At 68.0% G+C, this 19,858-nt stretch carries 19 protein-coding genes and 1 tRNA gene; 9 read left to right on the top strand and 11 right to left on the bottom strand.

Annotation, left to right across the window (positions count from 1 at the left end):
• Positions 1–104: 104 nt before the first annotated feature.
• A tRNA-Ser gene (locus ACQPYH_RS01550) sits at positions 105–194 on the bottom strand.
• Positions 195–459: 265 nt separating this feature from the next.
• Between ACQPYH_RS01550 and ACQPYH_RS01545 the strand changes: the two genes are divergently transcribed.
• The 4 genes from ACQPYH_RS01545 (at position 460) to ACQPYH_RS01530 (ending at position 4,527) form a co-directional block, all read left to right on the top strand.
• The gene (locus tag ACQPYH_RS01545) at positions 460–2,034 is read left to right on the top strand and encodes an LCP family protein (protein WP_432885483.1); all 1,575 of its coding nucleotides are present in this window, start codon (positions 460–462) and stop codon (positions 2,032–2,034) included.
• Between the two features lie 97 nt (positions 2,035–2,131).
• Positions 2,132–3,070, top strand: coding sequence for a hypothetical protein (locus ACQPYH_RS01540; protein WP_432885480.1), 939 nt, complete (start codon positions 2,132–2,134; stop codon positions 3,068–3,070).
• Between the two features lie 34 nt (positions 3,071–3,104).
• Positions 3,105–3,563, top strand: a complete 459-nt coding sequence (locus ACQPYH_RS01535; protein ID WP_432885477.1) for a hypothetical protein — start codon at positions 3,105–3,107, stop codon at positions 3,561–3,563.
• Between the two features lie 4 nt (positions 3,564–3,567).
• Entirely contained in the window at positions 3,568–4,527 is a 960-nt protein-coding gene (locus ACQPYH_RS01530; protein WP_432885474.1) for an acetylxylan esterase, read from the top strand.
• Here ACQPYH_RS01530 and ACQPYH_RS01525 read toward each other — a convergent pair.
• The 3 genes from ACQPYH_RS01525 to ACQPYH_RS01515 form a co-directional block, all read right to left on the bottom strand.
• Positions 4,524–4,997 carry a hypothetical protein gene (locus ACQPYH_RS01525; protein ID WP_432885471.1) on the bottom strand — a complete coding sequence of 158 codons (474 nt, stop codon included), beginning with the start codon at positions 4,995–4,997 and terminating at the stop codon, positions 4,524–4,526. The genes ACQPYH_RS01530 and ACQPYH_RS01525 overlap by 4 nt on opposite strands.
• A 20-nt stretch (positions 4,998–5,017) precedes the next feature.
• The gene (locus ACQPYH_RS01520; protein ID WP_432885468.1) at positions 5,018–5,311 is read right to left on the bottom strand and encodes a GNAT family N-acetyltransferase; all 294 of its coding nucleotides are present in this window, start codon (positions 5,309–5,311) and stop codon (positions 5,018–5,020) included.
• A gap of 102 nt (positions 5,312–5,413) precedes the next feature.
• The gene (locus ACQPYH_RS01515; protein ID WP_432885466.1) at positions 5,414–5,998 is read right to left on the bottom strand and encodes a class I SAM-dependent methyltransferase; all 585 of its coding nucleotides are present in this window, start codon (positions 5,996–5,998) and stop codon (positions 5,414–5,416) included.
• Positions 5,999–6,049: 51 nt separating this feature from the next.
• On the opposite strand from ACQPYH_RS01515, the gene ACQPYH_RS01510 reads away from it, so the two are divergent.
• Entirely contained in the window at positions 6,050–9,211 is a 3,162-nt protein-coding gene (locus ACQPYH_RS01510) for a BTAD domain-containing putative transcriptional regulator (RefSeq protein WP_432885463.1), read from the top strand.
• Positions 9,212–9,300: 89 nt separating this feature from the next.
• Entirely contained in the window at positions 9,301–10,707 is a 1,407-nt protein-coding gene (locus ACQPYH_RS01505; protein ID WP_432885460.1) for an FAD-binding oxidoreductase, read from the top strand.
• Between the two features lie 6 nt (positions 10,708–10,713).
• Here ACQPYH_RS01505 and ACQPYH_RS01500 read toward each other — a convergent pair whose 3' ends face one another.
• Together ACQPYH_RS01500 and ACQPYH_RS01495 are read right to left on the bottom strand one after the other, a co-directional pair.
• On the bottom strand, positions 10,714–11,925 hold the full coding sequence (locus ACQPYH_RS01500) for an alpha/beta hydrolase family protein (RefSeq protein WP_432885458.1): 1,212 nt from the start codon (positions 11,923–11,925) through the stop codon (positions 10,714–10,716).
• A 102-nt stretch (positions 11,926–12,027) separates the two neighbouring features.
• The gene (locus ACQPYH_RS01495) at positions 12,028–12,258 is read right to left on the bottom strand and encodes a hypothetical protein (protein WP_432885455.1); all 231 of its coding nucleotides are present in this window, start codon (positions 12,256–12,258) and stop codon (positions 12,028–12,030) included.
• Positions 12,259–12,345: 87 nt separating this feature from the next.
• Between ACQPYH_RS01495 and ACQPYH_RS01490 the strand changes: the two genes are divergently transcribed.
• Positions 12,346–13,299 carry a hypothetical protein gene (locus ACQPYH_RS01490; RefSeq protein WP_432885452.1) on the top strand — a complete coding sequence of 318 codons (954 nt, stop codon included), beginning with the start codon at positions 12,346–12,348 and terminating at the stop codon, positions 13,297–13,299.
• Here ACQPYH_RS01490 and ACQPYH_RS01485 read toward each other — a convergent pair.
• Positions 13,285–13,707 (bottom strand): MarR family winged helix-turn-helix transcriptional regulator, encoded by a 423-nt coding sequence (locus ACQPYH_RS01485; protein ID WP_432885450.1) that lies wholly within the window; start codon positions 13,705–13,707, stop codon positions 13,285–13,287. The two genes, ACQPYH_RS01490 and ACQPYH_RS01485, sit on opposite strands and share 15 nt — an antisense overlap.
• 76 nt (positions 13,708–13,783) lie before the next feature.
• On the opposite strand from ACQPYH_RS01485, the gene ACQPYH_RS01480 reads away from it, so the two are divergent.
• On the top strand, positions 13,784–14,608 hold the full coding sequence (locus tag ACQPYH_RS01480; protein WP_432885447.1) for an NAD(P)H-binding protein: 825 nt from the start codon (positions 13,784–13,786) through the stop codon (positions 14,606–14,608).
• 47 nt (positions 14,609–14,655) lie between these two features.
• On the opposite strand, the gene ACQPYH_RS01475 is transcribed toward ACQPYH_RS01480, so the two are convergent.
• Positions 14,656–15,522 carry an HIRAN domain-containing protein gene (locus ACQPYH_RS01475; RefSeq protein ID WP_432885444.1) on the bottom strand — a complete coding sequence of 289 codons (867 nt, stop codon included), beginning with the start codon at positions 15,520–15,522 and terminating at the stop codon, positions 14,656–14,658.
• Between the two features lie 232 nt (positions 15,523–15,754).
• Between ACQPYH_RS01475 and ilvA the strand changes: the two genes are divergently transcribed.
• Positions 15,755–17,038, top strand: coding sequence for a threonine ammonia-lyase IlvA (gene ilvA / locus ACQPYH_RS01470; protein ID WP_432885441.1), 1,284 nt, complete (start codon positions 15,755–15,757; stop codon positions 17,036–17,038).
• A gap of 739 nt (positions 17,039–17,777) precedes the next feature.
• On the opposite strand, the gene ACQPYH_RS01465 is transcribed toward ilvA, so the two are convergent.
• The 3 genes from ACQPYH_RS01465 to ACQPYH_RS01455 form a co-directional block, all read right to left on the bottom strand.
• Positions 17,778–18,026, bottom strand: a complete 249-nt coding sequence (locus tag ACQPYH_RS01465) for a hypothetical protein (RefSeq protein ID WP_432885438.1) — start codon at positions 18,024–18,026, stop codon at positions 17,778–17,780.
• A gap of 66 nt (positions 18,027–18,092) precedes the next feature.
• Positions 18,093–18,335, bottom strand: coding sequence for a helix-turn-helix domain-containing protein (locus ACQPYH_RS01460; RefSeq protein WP_130445686.1), 243 nt, complete (start codon positions 18,333–18,335; stop codon positions 18,093–18,095).
• A 5-nt stretch (positions 18,336–18,340) separates the two neighbouring features.
• Positions 18,341–19,852: a rhamnulokinase gene (locus ACQPYH_RS01455; protein WP_432885434.1), complete on the bottom strand. Its 1,512-nt coding sequence runs from the start codon at positions 19,850–19,852 to the stop codon at positions 18,341–18,343.
• Positions 19,853–19,858 lie beyond the last annotated feature (6 nt).

Raw genomic sequence — 19,858 nt, 5'->3', positions numbered from 1 at the left:
GGTCCGGGGGGCGAAGCCCCTCCGGGCGGGGTCCGGGGGTTGCACCCCCGGACAAAAGCCGGAGCTCCCCGTCTGCGCTTTCTGCAGACAGGGAGCTCCCAGAGCGGAGGCGGCGAGATTTGAACTCGCGAGAGGGGTTTACCCTCAACCCGCTTAGCAGGCGGGCGCCATCGACCGGACTAGGCGACGCCTCCTCCGACGTTCCCCCACGCGGGGGGACACGACGACGACCAAGACTATCTGCTCGACCGGCTCGGCGGCAAAGCGGGTGCGTCGACACTCTGAGTGGTCGGGGCGGCACGTTGGGGAAGTAGCCCAGGGCCCCTGTACTGTGGCGGCATCGACGGGGGTCGCCAGCATCATGTCAACCAACTTGGTGTTGTGAGCGTCTGAAGTACCGTGGGCTGCTGCTGGCGGCCGACGGAGGGGTCGCCACGTCGTCGATCAGGGAACGGAGCCATGTCGCGGAGTACTCGCGCAGCCGGTCGGAGGGCAGCGCCTCGTGCCAGCCGGTCCCGGGCCCGTTCGCATCGGGCCAGGACGGCCTCGAAGGCGATCGGCCTCACCCTGCTCAGCGCCCTGGTGCCGGGTTCCGGCCTGTTGATGGGCGGCCGGAAGAAGCTCGGTGCGTTCGTGCTGACAATCAGCGTCGGCCTGCTGCTGATCGCGGCGTACGTCGGTCTGACGCAGCGCGACTCGGTCCTTGCGCTCGCGGTGTCGCCGCGGCAGTTGCTGATCGCCACCGGCGCCGTCGTACTGCTCGGCGGTCTGTGGATCTGGGTCGTGGTCGCGTCGCACAAGTTGATCCGCCCGGTCAGCATGACCTATACGGGCCGGCTGGCGGGCTCGCTGTTCGTCGGGCTGCTGTGCTTCGGGATCGCCGTACCGACGACCGTCGCGGCGCAGACCGTGATGGCGCAGCGTGACCTGGTCGGCAGCGTGTTCCAGTCCGAGGGCAAGTCCAAGAGCGCGACCCGGCCGAAGGTGACCAACGCGAGCGACCCGTGGGCGAAGACCCCACGGCTGAACCTGCTGCTGCTCGGCGCCGACGACGGCGCGGGCCGGACCGGCGTACGCACCGACACCGTGATCGTGGCAAGTATCGACACCAAGACCGGTAACACGGCGCTGATCTCGCTGAGCCGGAACTGGATGCGGATGCCGTTCCCGGAGGACTCCCCGCTGCACAAGATCTACCCGGACGGGTTCTACGACCCGAACGGTCCGGCCGAACAGCCGGAGTACTACCTGGACTCGATGTACGACAACATCCCGAAGGCGCATCCCGGGGTGCTGGGTCAGACCGACAACATGGGCGCCGACGTGGTGAAGTTGGCCGCGAGCGCGGCGCTCGGCCTGGACATCGACTACTACATGCAGGTCAACCTCGCTGGTTTCCGGCAGATCATCGACGCGCTGGGCGGTATCACGGTGAACGTGAACTACCGGGTGCCGATCGGTGGTGACTACGGCGAGGGTCCGGGGTCGAACTCGGAGAAGAAGCCGAGCGGCTACATCGAGCCGGGGCCGAACCAGAAGCTCGACGGGTACCACGCGCTGTGGTTCGCCCGCGGCCGATACGGGCTGAGCGACCCGTCGCGGCAGGAGCGGCAGCGCTGCACGATCCACGCGCTGGTCAGCAGCGCGAACCCGCAGGCGCTGGTGACGTCGTACCAGCAGATCGCGAAGGCCGGCAAGCAACTGCTCCGCACCGACATCCCGCAGGAGATCCTGCCGGCGTTCATCCAGCTCGCGCTGAAGGTGAAGAGCGCCAAGGTCACCAACATCGACCTGGACAAGAACAAGAACTTCCCGACCGGCCAGAACCCGAACTACACGGCGATGCGCGAGATCATCCAGAAGGCGCTCACCGCGCAGGCCAACCCGGTAGCGTCGACGGTGAAGCCGACCAAGAAGCCGACCTCCGGGACGACGAAGAAGCCGACGCCGACCAAGACCACCCCGACCACCCCGGGGACGGCGGAGAACCTGAACGACGCGTGCGCCTACAACCCGAGCCAGACCGGAAACTGAGACAAATTCGGTTGGTTGAACCCCAGCGGCGGAATCATTACGACTCAACGAGATCGAGTCACACCTGGGGGTGACTGTGAGGCGTTCGCTGGCGGTTGTGGTCGGAACTGCAGTTCTGGCCTGTGCGGGCTGCAGCAGTGAGCCGGACAAGGGTGTCGCGCCACCGGCCGGCGGTACGACGAAGACGAGCGCACCGCCCGCGTCGACAGCGCCCAAGCCCACTCCGAGCCCGGTCGCGCTCTCGGTGCCGATGTACCAGCGAGCGATGACGAATGTCGAGAAGGTGCTCAAGCCGTCCGTCGCCCGGGTGATGAACGCGCAAACGATCGCCGCCTTCGACGCGTCCCGGGCTCTGCTCGCGAAGTCGGTCGTCATCGAGCGCAGCGAGCTGGCGAAGATCACCCCGCCGAAAGGCCTGGTGACGGCGCATCCCGCCGTACTCGATGCTTTCGACGCGTACGCCGGGGACGTGAGCACCGAGCTGACCCGGGCCGGCGGCACGAAGACCGGCTGCGGGTTCCCGAAGTCGCTGGAGGTCCGGCTGTACGAAGCCAAGAGCGGCCTGCGGTTCGCGTACTCCGAGCTCGCGCAGAGCGTGCAGAAGTCGATCGGCAGGGGCGTGAAGTTCGGCGCGCTGTCGGTGCCGCCCAAGCTCGCCCAGCCGGCCGTGATCGCGGGCCGGGGCGAGAACGGCGACGTGTTCCAGCGGTCCGGTTCGCGCGGATCGGGCTCGCTCGAGATCAAGAACGCCGGCGACGACGTGGTGATCGTGATCGCCGGCAGCAACCCGCGGCAGCCGCAGGCGTCGATCTACGTCCGGGCCAACAAGACCGCGACGCTGAACGGGATCCGCAGCCAGGACTACTGGGTCTACTTCAAGTCCGGCACGAGCTGGGACGCGAAGAACAACCGGTTCACCGAGAACTGCTCGTACCAGAAGTTCGACGACATCTTCGACGGGTCGTACAACTGGACGATCAGCCTGGCCAAGACGCCGCTCGGCAACGCGTCGTCCTCGGAGACGGAATCCTTCTGACGTGATTACCCCGGGCGGATGAGATCCTGTGTCGATGCGTACGACGTACCGGATGCGGTCGGGACGGTTCCTCGGGATCCTGGCCGCCGGGCTGATCATTCTCGGGGTAGCCGCAGTGCTGTGGGCACTGGGGCTGCCGTCCGTCGCGGTCTCGGTGTTCGTCTCGCTCGGCGGGGTGATCACGCTGGCCGGTCTGTGGATCCTGGCCCGGCCGCCGAAGGTCGCGCGGCTGCGGGACTCCGACGTCGAGGTGCGCGGCGTACGGACGCCGTGGACCGACATCACCGAGGTCGGCCGGGTGGAGACCACGCACGGCGAGGCGATCGTGCTGCGGACCAAGCAGCCCGACCACCCGATCCTGCTGCCGCTGGCCTGGCTCGCGCCGAAGCAGGTCCCGTCGCTGGAGGCTACGCTGCGCGACAAGCTCAACGCGGCGCACGGGTACACGATCTGGGACGGGACTGTGCCGGAGGACACCGGCAGCGCAGAATGATCCGGTGCTTTCCTTCGAGCTGTCGTACGACGAGCTACTGACCTACCAGGGCACGAACCCGCGGCCCGCGGACTTCGACGAGTTCTGGGACAAGGCGCTGTTGTCCCTGGACGAGGTCCCTGCCGACGCGGAGTTCGTGGACGCGACCGACTTCCCGCTGACCACGGCGACCGCGCAGCACCTGTACTTCACCGGGACCGGCGGGTACCGGGTCCACGCGAAGGTACTGCGGCCTGCTGAGCCGACCGGGCCGGCGGTGCTGCTCTTCCACGGGTACGGCGGTGAGCAGCCGAAGTGGGTCGAGCTCCTGCCCTACGCGGCTCGCGGGTTCACCGTCGCGGCGCTGGATGTGCGGGAGCAGGTCGGCTTCCGTACTCCGTCGCAGGAGGGCAACAGCTTCTCGCTGCAGCACCATCTGGTGCACGGGCTGGACGCCGGGCCGGATGGGTTGCTGTACAAGCACATCTTCCTCGACACGCGGCGGCTGGCTGACCTGATCGGCGGTTTGCCGGAGGTGGACGCCTCGCGGATCGCGACCACCGGTTGGAGCCAGGGCGGTGGGTTGTCGCTGGTGGCGGCCGCGCTGACACCGTCGATCAAGTACACGGCGAGCGTGTTCCCGTTCCTGTGCGACTACCAACGGACGTGGGATTTGAACCTCGAGACCGGCCCGTACGACGAGATCGTCACGTGGTTCCGCAAGCGCGACCCCAGGCACCTGCGGCAGGACGAGGTGTTCACGACGCTGGGCTACATCGACGTACAGAACCTGGCCCCGCGCATCCAGGCCGAGGTAACCCTCTTCGTAGGCCTGGAGGACCAGGTCTGCCCGCCCTCCACCCAGTTCGCCGTCTACAACAAACTCAAGTCGGTGAAAGAAACCCGCCTCTACCCCGACTTCGGCCACGACGATCTCCCCGGCGCCCACGACGACATCTACCAACTAATCGGCGCGAAGCTCTAGGAGTAGACGTCGAGGTTGATTCTTGGGTCGTTGAGATTGGTGACGGCTTGGATGATGGTGGGGGCGTCGGGATGGTTGCGGTCGAGGATCAGGATCAGGCGGTTGGCGCGGTGGTCGACGCCACCGCTGAGGGCTGAGACACCGATCCAGCTGGTCTGGTGTTCAAGGAGTCGGGTGGCGAGTTCGCTGAGTTCGTCGGCGGAGTACTGGACCTGGATGAACAGGACGCGCAACCAGGTCGGACTCGTGACCAGCAGCAGGAGGCGGGCCTGTTGGAGGGCGTCCTCGGTGGTCATCTGGATCGTCAGGGTTGCGGTTTCGGAGTCCCACAGCATGCCACCGTCGTACGCCGACAAGGGCGCCAGTTGCGTGCGAATCCGATCCATCTCTTCGTTGGCCAGCGCCTCCCCCGTGATGTCCAACGGCAACCACTCACTCGCCTCTGGATCGTGTCCCCACTTCTTCTCCACAACCACAGGCTAAGCAGCGCCTACAGCAAGAACCAGTAGTTCACGGTGGGGCCTTGGGCAGCCAGGCCGCCTCCGACCGAGTCGTACAGGGCACGGGCCGGCGTGTTGTCAGCGCCGGTGGTCAGGAACATCTTGGTGGCGCCATCCGCCTTGCCGGCGGTCATGAAGGTGGTGAGGAGGGCTCGGCCGATGCCCTGGCCTTGGTGGGGTTTGGCTACCTCCAGCTGGTGGAGGTAGAGCATTGAGGTGCCGTCGGGGCGGGGTAGGTGGTAGCCCCAGCACCAACCGGCTATCTCCTCAGAATCAGTTGCCACGAAGGTCAGCGTGCCGGGGAAGCTAGGTAGGACGGGTCGGCGTCGCGGTTCATGAAGGTTTGGACGGCGCGGGCCAGCAGCGCCGCGTCTGGGGTGACGATTTCAGGCATGGGGGCGGGTCCAGAGGATTGAGTAGCGGTAGAGGAGGTGGCGGCGGTAGGTCGCGCCGGGGAGGAGGTCGGCGGCTAGGGCCTGCATGTCGGGGTAGGTGACGGGTGGTGGCCAGACGATGGGGGATGGGTGTTGCCAGTGGCCCTTTATGACGCGGTGGGCGGTGCCTACGGCGGCAGCGGCGAGTTCGGACGGCGCGTCGCGGGGCAGCGTCGCGCGAGCTAGACCGACGACCGCCAGCACCCCGCCCGGTCGCACCAGCGAGCTCATCCGCAGCAGACCTGCGCGGGCGTCGACGTGGTGCAGCGTGGCGACGGAGGCGACCACGTCGTACGACGCCAACGGGTACTCCAGGAAGTCCCCGTGCACATACGCGATGTCGTCGTCGTACCCACGCGCCAACTCGAGGCTCGGCGCATCGAGGTCGATGCCGGTGACGGCTGGTACGACGCGCCGCAGCTCGCGGGCCAGCATGCCCTCGCCGCAGCCGATGTCGAGCGCGGACGACGCGCCACGCGGGACGGCACCCAGGATGCGCGGGTGGTAGTGGATGTTGTGGTTCCACCGCTGGCTCATCCGCCCATCCTCGCCGAAGGTGGGGCCTACGATCGTGGGGGGAGGGTGAAGGTGCGGATCCAACTGCTCGGTGGTTTCGCTGTCGATCGCGAGGGGCGATCCGTCGATCCGACGGCGTGGCGGCTGCGGAAGGCGCGGACGCTGGTCAAGCTGCTCGCGTTGACGCGCGATCAGCGGCTGCATCGCGACGTACTGCTCGAGGCGCTCTGGCCGGACCGGCCGTCGACGTCGGCGGTCAACAATCTCCACCAAGCCCTACACGTCGGACGGCGGGCACTCGCGGGTGACGAACCGAGCAACGGCCTCTTGGAGTTGCGCGACGACTTCGTGGTGCTGCTCGCGGACGGCCTCGTCGAGGTCGACGTACGCACGTTCGAACGGCTGGCCGCGCTGGGTCGGACCAGCGGTGACCTGGCCGACCTCCGCGCCGCAGTCGCTGCGTACACAGGCGATCTGCTGCCGGAGGACAGATTCGAGGATTGGGCGGTCCGGCCGCGTGAGGAGCTCCGCGCGACCTTCGGCAACCTGCTCGTCGACTTCGCGGACGCGGCCGCCGCGGACGGGCATGAGTCCGAGGCGCTCGACGCCCTGACGCGCGCACTCGCCATCGATCCGCTGCACGAGCACGGCGTCCGAAGCCTGATGCGACGGCTTGCGGCGACGGGCCGTTCGTCGGAGGCGTTGGCGCAGTACGAGCGTCTGAGAAGCGACCTGCGTACTGCGTACGGCACCGATCCCGACCCGGACACCCAACGCCTGTACCAAGAACTGCTCACTGGCACCATCACCGCCGAAAAGCAACCGCGGCACAACCTCGCGCCGGCGCTGACGAGTTTCGTCGGCCGTGAGCGCGAGATCGCGGACGTCCACCGCCTGATGGAACAGGGACGCCTGGTCACCCTCACCGGCGTCGGCGGCGCCGGCAAGACCCGCCTCGCGGAGGAGGCCGCGCGCCGGCTGGTCGACTCGTACGCCGACGGCGTCTGGATCGCCGACCTCGTGCCCGTAGCCGATCCGCACCTCGTCGCCGACTCTGTCGCAGCCGCACTAGGCCTGGACCCCGCCGCCGGCTCCGACTCGACCCGCACCCTGATCACCCGACTCGCGCCCCGCAATCTCCTTCTAGTACTGGACAACTGCGAACATCTCCTCGCCGCCTGCGCCGGACTGGCAAGCGCAGTACGCCGAAGCTGCCCCGGCGTCAGCCTCCTCGCGACCAGCCGCGAACCCCTGCATGCGCCGGGCGAGGTGACGTTCCGCGTACCGTCTCTCGAGCTTCCCGAGCCAACGGATGCACTGGACCGACTCCGCACACTGTCGTCAGTACGGCTCTTCGTCGATCGAGCCCAAGACGTCCGGCCCGGCTTCGTCCTCGACGCGACGAACGCCACCGCCGTCGTAGAGATCTGTCGTTGCCTCGACGGCATTCCACTCGCTCTGGAGCTGGCCGCTGCACGCGCCTCGCACCTGGAGGCTGCAGAGATCGCCGCGCGTCTGGGCGAGGCGCTTTCGCTGCTCGGCCGTCCCGGTGAGGTCACCCGCCACGCGACGCTGAGAGCGACCCTCGAGTGGAGCCATGCCTTGCTGGAGGACGACGAGCAGGTGCTGCTGCGCCGGCTCGCGGTCTTCTCCGGCAGCTTCTCGCTCCGATCCGCCGAGCAGGTCTGCGCCGACGAATGGCTGCCAGGCTCAGACGTTCTGGACATCCTCGGCCGCCTCGTCGACAAGTCGCTGCTGCTGGTCGACCACGACGGGCAGCGTTCCCGCTACAGACTGCTGGACACCATTCGCCAGTTCGCGCGCGAGCGTCTGGTCGCGGCGCACGAGGCCGCGGCGATGGACGCGGCGCACTGCAGACACTTCCTGGAGCTCGCGGCCGACGAGGATCCCGAGCGGGCCGGCGTCGTCGTCGAACGCCCGCAGTTGCTCGACGCCGACCACGACAACCTCCGCGCCGCGCTCAACTGGGCGCTCCGCCACGATCACGAGCGGGCCTTGCTGCTGGGGCTCAGCCTTTCGCCGTACTGGTTGGCACGAGGGCACTTCTCCGAAGGTGCGGGCTGGCTCGAACGGGTTCTCGACGTCGCGGTCGAACCGTCCCGCGAACGAGCGCGCGCCATCTTCGCGCTGGCGATCCTGCTCGCCCGGAGCGGGCTGGCTGACCGGCTGCCCCGACTAGGCGACGAGGCAGTCGCCGTTGCCTATCAGTCCGGGGACCAGGTCGATCTCGTGACTACCCGGGTACTGCGCGGCACGCTGCTGCTCGGGAGCGGCGATCTCGACGAGATCGAACAGACCGCGGTGGACTCGCTCGCGGCAGCCGACTCCCTCGGAGCGGAGCCCCTCGCCGCAGCGGCCCAAGGCCTGGGCGCGATGACCGCTCTGTTCCGCGAGAACGCCGAACTCGCGCAGGAGCGCTTCGAAGAGTGCCTGCGGCGACTCGCGCAGATCGACCCGAACACGAACCGGTTCTTCCCCGCGGTCACGATGTGCCTGCCGCTCGCACCGATCGACGGCTCGTGGATTCCGGTGTTCGAGGAGACCTTCCTGATCGGCCGACGGGTCGGAGCCGTCCAAGGCACCGGCTACGCGCTGTCCGGCCTAGCCGACGCCCACCGCCTGACGCGAAACCTCGACGCGGCACAGGACGCAGTACGGCGGTCCGTCGACACCTTCACCGGGATCGACGATGCGTCCGGGCTCGGCCACGCGCTGAACCACCTCGGCTGCATCGAACGTGACCAGGGACTGTTCGGTCCGGCCGAGAAGCACCTGCGCGAGGCGCTCCGGATCCGTGAGCAGCTGGGAGATCGCCGAGGCGAGAGCCTGACGCTCGCCAACCTCGGCCTGCTCGCCGCGGCGGCCGGAGACCCCGGGACAGGACGACGGCTCACGCGCGCGGCCCTCGATCGCGGAGAGGCGGTCGACGATGCCCCTGCGGCGGGCGGCGCTCTGCTGAACCTGGCAGTCGTCGAGTTGTACGCCGGAGAGCGCCGTACCGCACGGATCCTGACCGAACAGGCGGTCGAAGCCTTTCACCCGCAGGGATATCTGCGACTCGAGGCGTGGACGCGGCTGCTCGCGGCCGAGCTCGCCGTCGAGGACGGTGACACTGAGGTCGTGGACCGGCACGCTCCGGCGGCATTGGAGCTCTTCACCCGCCTGGGTTGCCGCATCGGTACGCCGCGCGCCGCCCTGCTCATGCGCCGCTAAGTCACGCTAAGTCATTGCGAAGAGGCCGTTCCTAATGTCGTTACCGGGCCGGGAAACGTCCTGGCATGGGGAACGAATCGGGAGTGGAAATGACAACGACGCAAGCACGGCAGGACACGCTCGGGGAGGCCACCCTCGGTGAACTTGCCGAAGGACTTCGTGGCGAGCTGATCCGCCCGGCGGACCCGTCGTACGACGATGCGCGGTCGATCTGGAACGCCGCGCATGACAAGAAGCCGGCGCTGATCGTCCGGTGCAAGGGGGTGGCCGACGTCATCCGGGCCGTGGAGTTCGCCCGGAGCGAGGGGTTGACGTTGGCCGTTCGGGGCGGCGGTCACAGCATCCCCGGTTTCTCGACCACCGACGGCGGCATCGTCATCGACCTGTCGCCGATGAACTCGGTGCGGATCGATCCCGATCGACGGCAGATCGTCGCGCAGGGTGGATGCACGTGGGGCGACGTCGACGCGGAGGCGCAGGCCTTCGGGCTGGCGGTCACCGGTGGGTTGGTGTCGACCACCGGTGTCGCCGGCTTCACGCTCGGCGGCGGGATCGGCTGGCTCGTCCGCAAGGCAGGCCTGGCCTGCGACAACCTCATCGGGGCCGACATCGTCACCGCGGACGGCCGGTACCTGCACACGAGTGAGACCGAAAACCCCGAGCTGCTGTGGGCATTGCGGGGCGGCGGCGGCAACTTCGGTGTCGTCACATCCTTCGAGTTCAAGGCTTATGAAGTCGGTCCGACCGTCTTCGCGGGCCTCGTCTTCTACCCCGGCGATCGCGCTGCCGACGTACTGCGTGGCTTCGGTACTGCGGCCGCAGGCGCCCCGGACGACCTGTCCCTGGCGATCAACCTGACGACCGCGCCGCCGTTGCCGTTCCTACCGGAGGAGGTCCACGGCAAGCCGATCGTCGCCGTACTGGGGATGTGGTCCGGGCAGCCGGAAGCGGGCGACGCCGCGACCCGGCCGTTCCGCGAACTCGCACCGGTTGTTGCCGATCTGTTCGGACCGATGCCGTACAACGCGATGCAGACGCTGCTCGATCCGCTGTTCCCGCGCGGTCTGCGGAACTACTTCCGGTCGGCGTTCTTCGGCGACCTCGGTCCGACGACCGTCGACGCGCTCGTCGCCGCGCATTCCGCAGTACCGAATGGTCTGTCGGAGCTCCACGTCCACCACCTCGGGGGTGCGATGGGCAGGGTTCCGGCCGATGCGACGGCGTTCGGCACGCGCGACCGCGAGTTCATCCTCAACGTCGTCGCCCGGAGCGAGGACGCGGCCGGGTACGACGGTGCCGTCGAGTGGGCTCGCTCAGCCGGGAATTCGCTCGGGCCGAGCGCGGCGTCGTACGTGAACTTCACCGGCGAGACCAACGAGGACATCGTCCGGGCGTCCTACCCGGCGGCGACCTACGAACGGCTCGTCAGCATCAAGAACACCTACGACCCGACGAACCTGTTCCATCTGAACCAGAACATCAGGCCGGCTAGCTAGCAGAGGTCACCGGGTGCAGGACGTCGCAGCAGCGCGTCCGGCGAAGCGGTCGGCGGTCCAGGCGAGGATGTCTGGCATGGCGCCGTCGTCGATGCCCTGCACCCACGGGTAGGTGTCGTGCTCGAGGCGGGGGTACGTCTTGTACGTGAGTCGTGTCCCGAGCCGGCATTGGTCCTTCGCGATCTGGTCGGTCACCCCGACGGGAACGACGGTGTCGGCCTCGCCCTGGAGCAGCAGGATCGGTCCGCCGAGCTTCTCGGTCCCGGCCGAGTTGACCCGCAGGTAGTTCCGGAAGGCCGGATCAGTCGAGTACGCCGGCGTGACCAGCTGCGGCCCGGTCAGGTCGGCGTACGCCGTGAACGCCGCGTTCAGGCAACCGACCGCGGTGATGCCGATCCGGGCGTAGGCCTCGGGGCTGAGCAGCCTCTCGGGCTGGATCCTCGGGTCGCTGAAATGCGCGCCCTGGGCAATCATCGCCGCGAAGGCACCGTACCCGGGAGTCGCGGCGACGTGGTCGACGACCTCGGACAGGTCGGCTACCGGCGACGTGAGCACGGCGCCGAGGTACCCGGGTTGCGGGTGCAGTCGCTGCCGCTCGGCGACACCCATCGCCGCACCGCCACCCTGCGAGTGGCCCCACACGACCCACCGCTGGGACAGGTCCGGCCGCACGCGGCGGGCGGCCTGCTGGGCGTAGATGACATCGCTGGATTCCGCGGTCTTGTTGACGAGCTCAGGCCTGCCGTCGGTGCCGAGGCCCGCATAGTCGGGCGCGACGACGGCGAAGCCACGGCTGACGAAGGCCATCATCTGGTTGCCGTGGTAGAGGTCCTTCATCAGCGACGGCGCACACGGTACGCCGATCCCACTCGAGCCGTGCGCGTCGACGACGACCGGCCAACCACCGGCTGGCGCCTTGCCCGCCGGCACGAGGACAACGGCTGTCGCGGCCACATCACGGCCGGCCGACGTCCGCGAGTGGTACATGATCCGGGTCGCCGGTCCGACGGTGTAGTCGGTCGTCGCCTGCTTCCGGATCACGGCGCCGGGCGGTGCCCAAGGCAACGGAGCGGGCGGGTCGTAGAACGACGTCCGCGGTACGGCGTTCTGGTGCTGCAGATCCAGTTGGCATTGCACGTCGCAATCGGCCGCCTGCGCCGGCGCGGCCAGGCCGGTCACCGCCATAGCAGCGGCGATCAGGGTGATGAGGTGTCGCACGTCGTTCTCCGGAATGCTCGGACCACCCCCTATGGGTGGTCACCGCATTCCAGGACACGACCGCCCCAGGCGCTTGTGACGTCCCGGCTCGTGATCTAGCTCTCAGGACCTCTTCATGGCAGCGTCGATGGCGGCGATCAGGACGGCGTCGTCATCTGCCTGCCAGGTGTGTGATTGCGGGCAGATCCACTGATCCGGCTGGGACGGTACGACGCAGCCGAACAGGCGTACCTTGCCGGCCGCCGCCGCCTCCTGGGCGACCCGGGTCGGGAGGCCGTAGAGGATCGGCACTCCTTGCTGCCCGCAGACGGGGCACTCCGGTGCGTTCGCCATATCTCCAGCGTACGCCGACCGGGCAGTCGCCCATCGCTGCCGTACGATCGGGCCCGGATTGTTGCCATCGGCACTGAGGAGAACGAAGTGGCCTTCGGGTTCAAGTCCGCCGCCGAGCGAGCGGCGTCGGTCCGGGGGCAATGGTGGGACCGCATGTCCACGATGGTGCAGGCGCACACCGGGCGTCCGATGAAGGACAACGCCGGCCGGTTCAACGGCTCGAGCGATGCCCAGGATCGAGGCGCCATCTGTGATGCCATGGCCGATGCGTACGCCGGGGACTCCCGGCATCAGGCACTCGTCCGCGGACTGGCCCGGCAGGTGGCCGTTCAGGATGTGGACAACATGATCGCGGCCAGCCAGGTCCCGCACGCCTCCCAGGGGATCCTCGACCAGCGGACAGCCGGCGAGCCCGAGCCCGCCGACCTCCGCGACCGCCTGCGCCAGGCCGCGGCAGCCGGCTTCAGCGAGACCATCGGCGACCACCTCGGCGATCACCGTCCCGCAGCGGACATCGCCCGGACCATGCTGTCGACGTCGTACGGCCCTGGGCCACAGAACTCGCCGCTGCGAACTGCCGCGACTGCTGTCTTCAGGTCGTCGCCGGAGGCGCAGGCCCAGATCCCTCCCGAGCAGCACGAGAACGCGATCACCAGCATCCAGCAGGCGATGGAGCAGCGTGCCCTGGAGATCGACGCCGTTGCCGCCCAGGACCTGAACGGACACTCGGGACTGCCGCCGCGGGCGTTCGACCAGACTCTGCTCGAGGCTCGAATGATCGGCACCGAGACCGCTCGAGCCGGCCTCGAGGCTGTCGAGCGGCTTGCGCATCCACCGGCGCCAACGAGTGAGCCGATCCCGGCGGCGGCAGTCGACCTCCGGACCGCACAGGCGGCCGCATCATCGGGCGTCGCCTCGGCGGCCGACGCGCCGACCGGCGCCGCGGGTGGAGCGGGTAGCACCGGCGGGGCTGTGGACCCCCGACTGGCGTATCGCATGGATGCGAACGAGACGCATCGCTCCGGCTCACGCGAGGTCTGACACCAGCACCTGCTGGATCTTCGTCAGGGCCTTGATCAGTTGGGCGCGCTCGGTCTTTGTGAGGGTCGCGGTGATGCGGTCCTCGAGGGACTGGCGTTCGGCCTCGATCGGCTTCTGCAGGGCTCGGCCGGCCGGTGTCAGCCAGAGGCGGACAAGGCGGTTGTCGTGCCCATCGGGGCGCCGCTCGAGCAGACCCGACTCCGCGAGACGGGTGGCGAGTTTGGTGACGGCGGGTGTGGTGACGTTGACCGCCGCGGCGATCTCACCCGGCGTACGACCGTCCTGGGCCCACAACGCGGCCAGCAGGTGATCCTGCCCGAGCCGCAGCCCATGGCGTTGTACGGCGGCGTCCGCCGCGGCGCGCAGCAGCTTGGACGTCTTGCTGTGCAACTCCAGGAACTCGGACATCGGCACACTCCTTGACGATCAGATCGTTTACCGGTTAACGTTCTTGAGGAATCGTTAACCGGTAAAGGAGTCTGCCATGCTACTCATCACCGGCGCCACCGGGCACATCGGCCGTCGCCTCGTCGACGAGCTCAACGCCCGCAGAGCCGACTTCCGCGCCCTGGTCCGCAGCGCGCGCCCGGATCTACCCGCGGAGCAACAGATCGGCGACCTGGACGGACCGCTCGATCTGCACGGCGTCGACAAGGTGTTCTTGCTCGTCCCCGGCACGGGCCTCGACCACACTGTCAACGTCGTCGCCGCAGCCCGCGAGGCCGGCGTACGGCAGTTCGTCTACCTCTCGTCGTACGCCGTGCTCGGCAACCCGATCCCCGCGATGGGGCACTGGCATCACGAGCGCGAGCAACTCATCCGGAACTCGGGGATCCCGGCAACATTCCTCCGGCCGACCGGCTTCATGACGAACGCCGTCGATTGGCTGCCGACGATCCGCGCCGGCGGTTACGTGCTCGACCCGATCGGTCCGGGCCGATCCGCGCCGATCGATCCGGCGGATATCGCGGCCGTCGCGGCGACCGTTCTGACCGAGGACGGGCACGAGAAGCAGGAGTACACGCTGACCGGGCCCGAGGCGTTCACGCTCGCCGAGCAGGTCACGATCCTCGGCGACGCGATCGGCCGCACGCTCTACCTACGCCCGATCGAGACCCCCGAAGAGGCTGTCCGCTTCCGCTACCCCGACGGCGCGCCGCCGGATCTGGCGGCCGCGATCGTCGAGGGGCTCAAGCTCATGCGCGCCGACACGGTTGGCCTACGCACGGACGCCGTACGCCGCCTCACCAGGCGCGAACCACGAACGTTCGCGTCCTGGTGCGGCGACAACCAGCTTTTGTTCAAGTAGCTCCGCAGTACCGGCCTGGTGAGGCATGGTCAGTACTGCGCAGCCGCCTAGTTGGCTTCCTTGGTTGCCCAGTAGTGCCATTGCGGAGAAGCGACTGGGGAGCGGGCCAGCCCGTCCGGCCAGGTAGCCGGGAGGTCATGACTCCGCGCCGCGTAAAGGATCACCTCCGATGCGGTGCGATCGCCGCGGACGGCGACACGTGCAGCGGTCTCGGCGCGCATGTCGGAGAGGTAGTGGATCGCCGGCAGGAACTCGGCGCTCAGCCGTGGGCTGAGCCGGCCGACGGGTTCGTCGTCGAGCCGGATCTCGACCACGATCCGGTGCCGGTCCTGGATACCGTCCTCCTCCTCGACCGCGTGCATGGTGGCGTACACCCAGCACTCGCCTTCCGCCCGGAAGAACGGCGCCAGTACGTCGGGATGCACCTCGCTGCCCGGTACGACGATGCCGCTGCCGGGCGGTAGCAGGTGGAAACTGCCCGGTGGGGGCAGGTTCACCGGCACGAGCATGTGCGGCTGCCCGAGAGCGACCGCGACACTTGCGTGGAACTCGGTGCCCTGGACGCCCTTGCCGTCCCAGTCCGCCGGCTCCCACTCGCTGACCCACAGATGACACGGGACCTGCGGTTGCAGGCCTTGGGCCAGCAGTTCTGACAGCACCGGGTGATACCGGTGCGCGTCGTCCCTCGGCAGATAGCCGACAACCTTGCCCTGCACCCTGACGGCGATCGACCGCGGGTCGAAACGGTTGTGCGGTTCCGGGACGAGGTCCGCCTCGGTGTCCAGATCTGCGCCACGCGCTGGGATGGGATCGGGAAACAGGCTACGGATCGCCTGCTCGTGCGGAGCCTCCCGCACGACCTCCTGACCACACCACAGGGCGTCTCCCCACAGACTGAACGGAATCAGTTCCATTCTTGCCCTCCAGTCCTCACTGACCGGCTTTACTCGGCTCATCTGTTCCAGGGACCTGGTCGTTACACCGAGTGAGCGTATGAAAACTAGACTGCCCAGTGAAAGGCTCTTTCACGCATGGTGCAAGAGTCTGATGCGCAATGGGTATCCGCCGGTCCGGACTGTGGACGCGGATCGTCTTGTGCAGCGAGCGGATCAGGGAAGATCGTGCAAATGCACGGGAAGGAACGTCATGCAGGGCAGTAGTTCAGTCGCTCGATCGACCACTCCGCGGACCGTCGACGCGGCAGCGATCGAGGCCGCGGTCGACCGTTTGGACGGTGTCGCCGTGCGCACACCGTTGCAACGCAACCTCCGCCTGTCGGAGCGCACCGGCGCGCAGGTCTGGCTGAAGCGGGAGGACCTGCAGATCGGCCGTTCCTACAAGCTGCGCGGCGCGTACAACCTGATCGCCCAGCTCGACGACACCGCGAAAGCGGCGGGCGTGGTCTGCGCGAGCGCTGGCAACCATGGTCAGGGGCTGGCGTATTCGTGCCACATCCTCGGTGTCCAGGGCAAGGTGTTCGTCCCGCGGACGACGCCGCGCCAGAAGCGGGACCGGATCGCGGCCCTCGGCGGCAAGCAGATCCAGGTGATCGTCACAGGCGACACGTACGACGACGCGGCAGCCGCTGCTCTCGCCGAAGGTCAGGCGACCGGGGCAACGATGGTGCCGGCGTTCGACGATCCGCGAACCGTTGCAGGGCAAGGGACCGTGGCCGTCGAGTTGGTCGATCAGCTCGGCCAGGCTCCCGACGTACTCGTGGTTCCGGTCGGCGGTGGCGGTCTCGTTGCAGGGGTTGCAACGTGGATCGCGGAGCGGCATCCCGGCGTACGCATCGTCGGGGTCGAGCCGGGCGGCGCGGCGAGTATGGCGGCGGCGTTGGAGGCGGGCGAGCCGGTGACGTTGCCGCATCTCGACAGCTTCGTCGACGGTGCCGCGGTACGGCGGGTCGGTGAGGTGACGCTGCCCTTGGTCCAGCAGACCGGCGTGGAGCTGATGTCGGTGCCCGAGGGATTGGTGTGCTCGGAGATGCTCGAGCTGTACCAGACCGACGGACTGATCGCCGAGCCCGCTGGCGCTTTGTCGACAAGTGCCCTGGGCAACGGTCTCGACGTACGGCCCGGTGAGACCGTCGTCTGCCTGCTGTCGGGCGGCAACAACGACGTCAGCCGGTACGGCGAGATCCTCGAGCGCTCGCTGGTGTACGAGGGCCTGAAGCACTACTTCCTGGTCACGTTCCCCCAGGAGCCCGGCGCACTGCGCACCTTCCTCGACGGCGCACTCGGACCGGACGACGACATCACCCTGTTCGAGTACGTCAAGCGCAACAACCGCGAGACCGGCGTAGCCCTCGTCGGCATCGAAATCAGCAACCGCACCGACCTCCCGGGCCTCCTAACCCGCATGGAAGCCGCCCCCCTCGACATCGAACCCATCCACCCAAACTCCCCCGAGTTCAGATACTTGATCTGACGAGAAAGAACAAGAAAGAAAGGGAAAGACGAAAGATAGAGTGGCAGTTGGGTTCATGGCTGGGTCCGGCGGTCCAGTGTCAGTCGGCAGGTGCTGTCCGGCCGACCAGGCCGTTCCCGGTGGAGCGTCTGAGGGGTTACCCCCGAGGTGGTCGGTTGCCCGCCTGTACGCCAGGGGTCAAGTGTCCATCCGTCGGGTTTGGCCTCTCAGATCTGCAGCTCGACAGGAGGTGTGATGGTGTCGGGCTCGGTCTCAGGCGTACGCGAGGAGCCGGGGCCGGCTGTTGGAGGCACACGTCCTGTCCAGATGCAGACCAACCAGCGGGATCGCACAGACTTGGCAGACGCCCGACCGGCGCTGGTTCGCCGAGTCGTGGAGAAGGGCCCTAAGCCGGTACGCCGACACAGGATCCGGCTGGTGTCGGGGCAGGCTTGGTCTTCAAGCTCTCCCGGCATCCCACCGCGCCTCCACCACGCGGACTCACCCAGCACTTCTGAATAGCCCTCAGACAAGAACAAAGAAAGAAGAGATTTAGAGTAGTGGCTGGCTCAGGTGATCAGCCGCAGGTTTCACTGTGCCGGCTGCCGTGTCAGCAACGCTCCAGCTCTACGGCGGCGTACATCACGGAAGAGAGTGGTAGCTGCCTTCGGCGGTCAGCCGTAGGTGGGCCGCACGACTCCAGCGCATGAACTGGCGGTTCCTGCCGATACGGCGCCACGCCGCCCAGCAGTGTCTTGAGTTAGTGCTTGGTGTGTTTGGAGCGGCGGGGGTCGTGTAGGGGGTTGCCGTCGTCCCAGTCCTCTGGCCATAGGTTCTGGGTCCGGGGACGGCGCTCGTGTTGCTCGCTGCGTTCGGTGGCGTCGGCTGACGGCGGCCGCGCCTCGGCCCGGTGTTTGGATGTCTTGGAGACCGCCCCGGCGATCAGGGCGACCACGATCACCAGCGCGGCGACCGCGACGACGATCCAGACGATGGTCATTCCGTTCATCGCTCCTCCTCGGCTCGATGATCAGAACTCCCGGTACCCGGGCCGGGCGCGGGTTAACGCCGTGCCTCAGACCAGGCCGCGGCGGGCTGCCCAGACGATGGCTTCTATTGCGGTGCTGAAGCCGAGGCGGTCGCAGATCAGGCGGGTGCGGCGGCGGACGGTTCGCTCGGACAGGTCGAGTCGGCGCGCGACCGCGTCGACGGGCAGTCCGGTGGCGAGCAGACGGAGGAGTTGCAGATCATCGTGGCTGATCTCGCGCGGCGGCACCCGTCGCGCGAGCGGTCGAAGTTCCTGGGGGAGAACGGTCATACAGATCACCTGGTTCCGAACATCCGGGACTCGGCGGCGTCCCAGTCGGCCGGTTTGCCCTGCGGGGTGTAGGTCCGCAGGCGATGGGTGGAGCGGACCAGCGCGCGCATGGCGGCCAGGTCCGGCAGGGGCTCGCCCAGAGCGCGAGCTTGGACGAGTACGTTGCCGAGCGCGGATGCCTCGACCGGGCCGGCCAGGACAGGCAGTCCGCACGCGTCGGCGGTCAGTTGGCAGAGCAGTTCGTTCTGGGAGCCGCCGCCGATGACATGCAGTACGTCGACCTCGCGGCCGGCGATCGACTGCGCCGCTCGCAACGTACGGCGGTACGCCAGCGCGAGGCTCTCCAGAATGCAGCGAACCATGGCGCCTTGCGACCGCGGCGGCTCCTGCCCGGTCGTGCGGCAGTGCTCCTCGATCCTCCCCGGCATGTTGCCTGGGGCAAGGAACTCGGGTGCGTCCGGGTCGATGAGGGTGGCGAACGACGGCGCGCCGGCGGCGTCTCGCAGGAGCCCGTCCAGGTCGTCGTCGCCCCAGACTCGCTGACATTCCTGGAGAATCCACAGGCCCATGACGTTCCGCAGGAAACGGATCCGCCCGTCGACGCCGCCTTCGTTGGTGAAGTTGGCCTCGCGCGCTTCGTCGGTCAGGACGGGCGAGTCCAACTCGAGCCCGACGAGCGACCAGGTCCCCGACGAGATGTAGGCGAACCGCTCATCCGCAGCAGGCACCGCAACCACGGAGGACGCGGTGTCATGCGACCCCACCGCAATCACCGGGATCCCAGGCGCCAACCCGGTCTCATCAGGCAGCACCTTCCCAATCACGTCGCCCGGCTCCCGCAGCTCCGGAAACACCCTGCGCGGAAGACCCACCCGCGAGATCAGCTCATCGCTCCACTCCCGCGAACGAACGTCGAAGAGTTGCGTGGTCGAAGCATTGGTCCGCTCCACCCCGACTTCCCCCGTCAGCCAATACCCGAGCAAATCAGGAATCATCAGCAAGTTCGCGGCCTCCTCCAACAACCCGCGCCCGCCCGCGGGCGCGGGGGAAGAAGCGGTGGAGAGAGCGTTGAGGTGCTCCGACAAAGCCGGGTTGGCGCCGAAGGCGCCGGCCTCGGCGGTCAGTTGGTAGATGGTGTTGAAGGGGAGTTGCTGGAGACCTGTTGCGGCGTACAGGTCTGCGGCCGGCACCTTCTCCAGCACACGTTCCATCACGCCGTCGGTGCGTGAGTCGCGGTAGTGGACCGGATTGCGGAGCAGGCGGCCGTCGGCGTCGAGCAGGCCGTAGTCGACCGCCCAGGAGTCGATCCCGATCCCGTCGAGTGCGCCCGCAGTACGCAAGCCTTCGAGCGTCGAGCGGTACAGGTGCAAGATGTCCCAGTGCAACCGGCCGTGGACGCGCACCGGCCCGTTCCAGAACCGGTGCACCTCGCGCAGTTCGAGGACGTGCGCGCCGACCTCGCCGAGCATCACGCGACCGCTCGACGCACCCAGATCCACCGCCGCGACACGCTTCATGGCAGC

The sequence above is a fragment of the Kribbella sp. CA-245084 genome (assembly GCF_050942355.1).
In the GTDB taxonomy this organism is placed as follows: domain Bacteria; phylum Actinomycetota; class Actinomycetes; order Propionibacteriales; family Kribbellaceae; genus Kribbella.
The sequence above is the reverse complement of the archived record's forward strand: the minus strand, read 5'-3'. Positions and strand labels throughout refer to the sequence as shown.

Excerpts from the sequence above, each read along its gene's own strand:
- ACQPYH_RS01545 (WP_432885483.1), top strand. The coding sequence starts at position 460 with ATGTCGCGGAGTACTCGCGCAGCCGGTCGGAGGGCAGCGCCTCGTGCC.
- ACQPYH_RS01535 (WP_432885477.1), top strand. The coding sequence starts at position 3,105 with ATGCGTACGACGTACCGGATGCGGTCGGGACGGTTCCTCGGGATCCTG.
- ACQPYH_RS01515 (WP_432885466.1), bottom strand. The coding sequence starts at position 5,998 with ATGAGCCAGCGGTGGAACCACAACATCCACTACCACCCGCGCATCCTG.
- ACQPYH_RS01505 (WP_432885460.1), top strand. The coding sequence starts at position 9,301 with ATGACAACGACGCAAGCACGGCAGGACACGCTCGGGGAGGCCACCCTC.
- ACQPYH_RS01495 (WP_432885455.1), bottom strand. The coding sequence starts at position 12,258 with ATGGCGAACGCACCGGAGTGCCCCGTCTGCGGGCAGCAAGGAGTGCCG.
- ACQPYH_RS01485 (WP_432885450.1), bottom strand. The coding sequence starts at position 13,707 with ATGTCCGAGTTCCTGGAGTTGCACAGCAAGACGTCCAAGCTGCTGCGC.
- ACQPYH_RS01480 (WP_432885447.1), top strand. The coding sequence starts at position 13,784 with ATGCTACTCATCACCGGCGCCACCGGGCACATCGGCCGTCGCCTCGTC.
- ACQPYH_RS01475 (WP_432885444.1), bottom strand. The coding sequence starts at position 15,522 with ATGGAACTGATTCCGTTCAGTCTGTGGGGAGACGCCCTGTGGTGTGGT.
- ilvA (WP_432885441.1), top strand. The coding sequence starts at position 15,755 with ATGCAGGGCAGTAGTTCAGTCGCTCGATCGACCACTCCGCGGACCGTC.
- ACQPYH_RS01465 (WP_432885438.1), bottom strand. The coding sequence starts at position 18,026 with ATGAACGGAATGACCATCGTCTGGATCGTCGTCGCGGTCGCCGCGCTG.
- ACQPYH_RS01460 (WP_130445686.1), bottom strand. The coding sequence starts at position 18,335 with ATGACCGTTCTCCCCCAGGAACTTCGACCGCTCGCGCGACGGGTGCCG.
- ACQPYH_RS01455 (WP_432885434.1), bottom strand. The coding sequence starts at position 19,852 with ATGAAGCGTGTCGCGGCGGTGGATCTGGGTGCGTCGAGCGGTCGCGTG.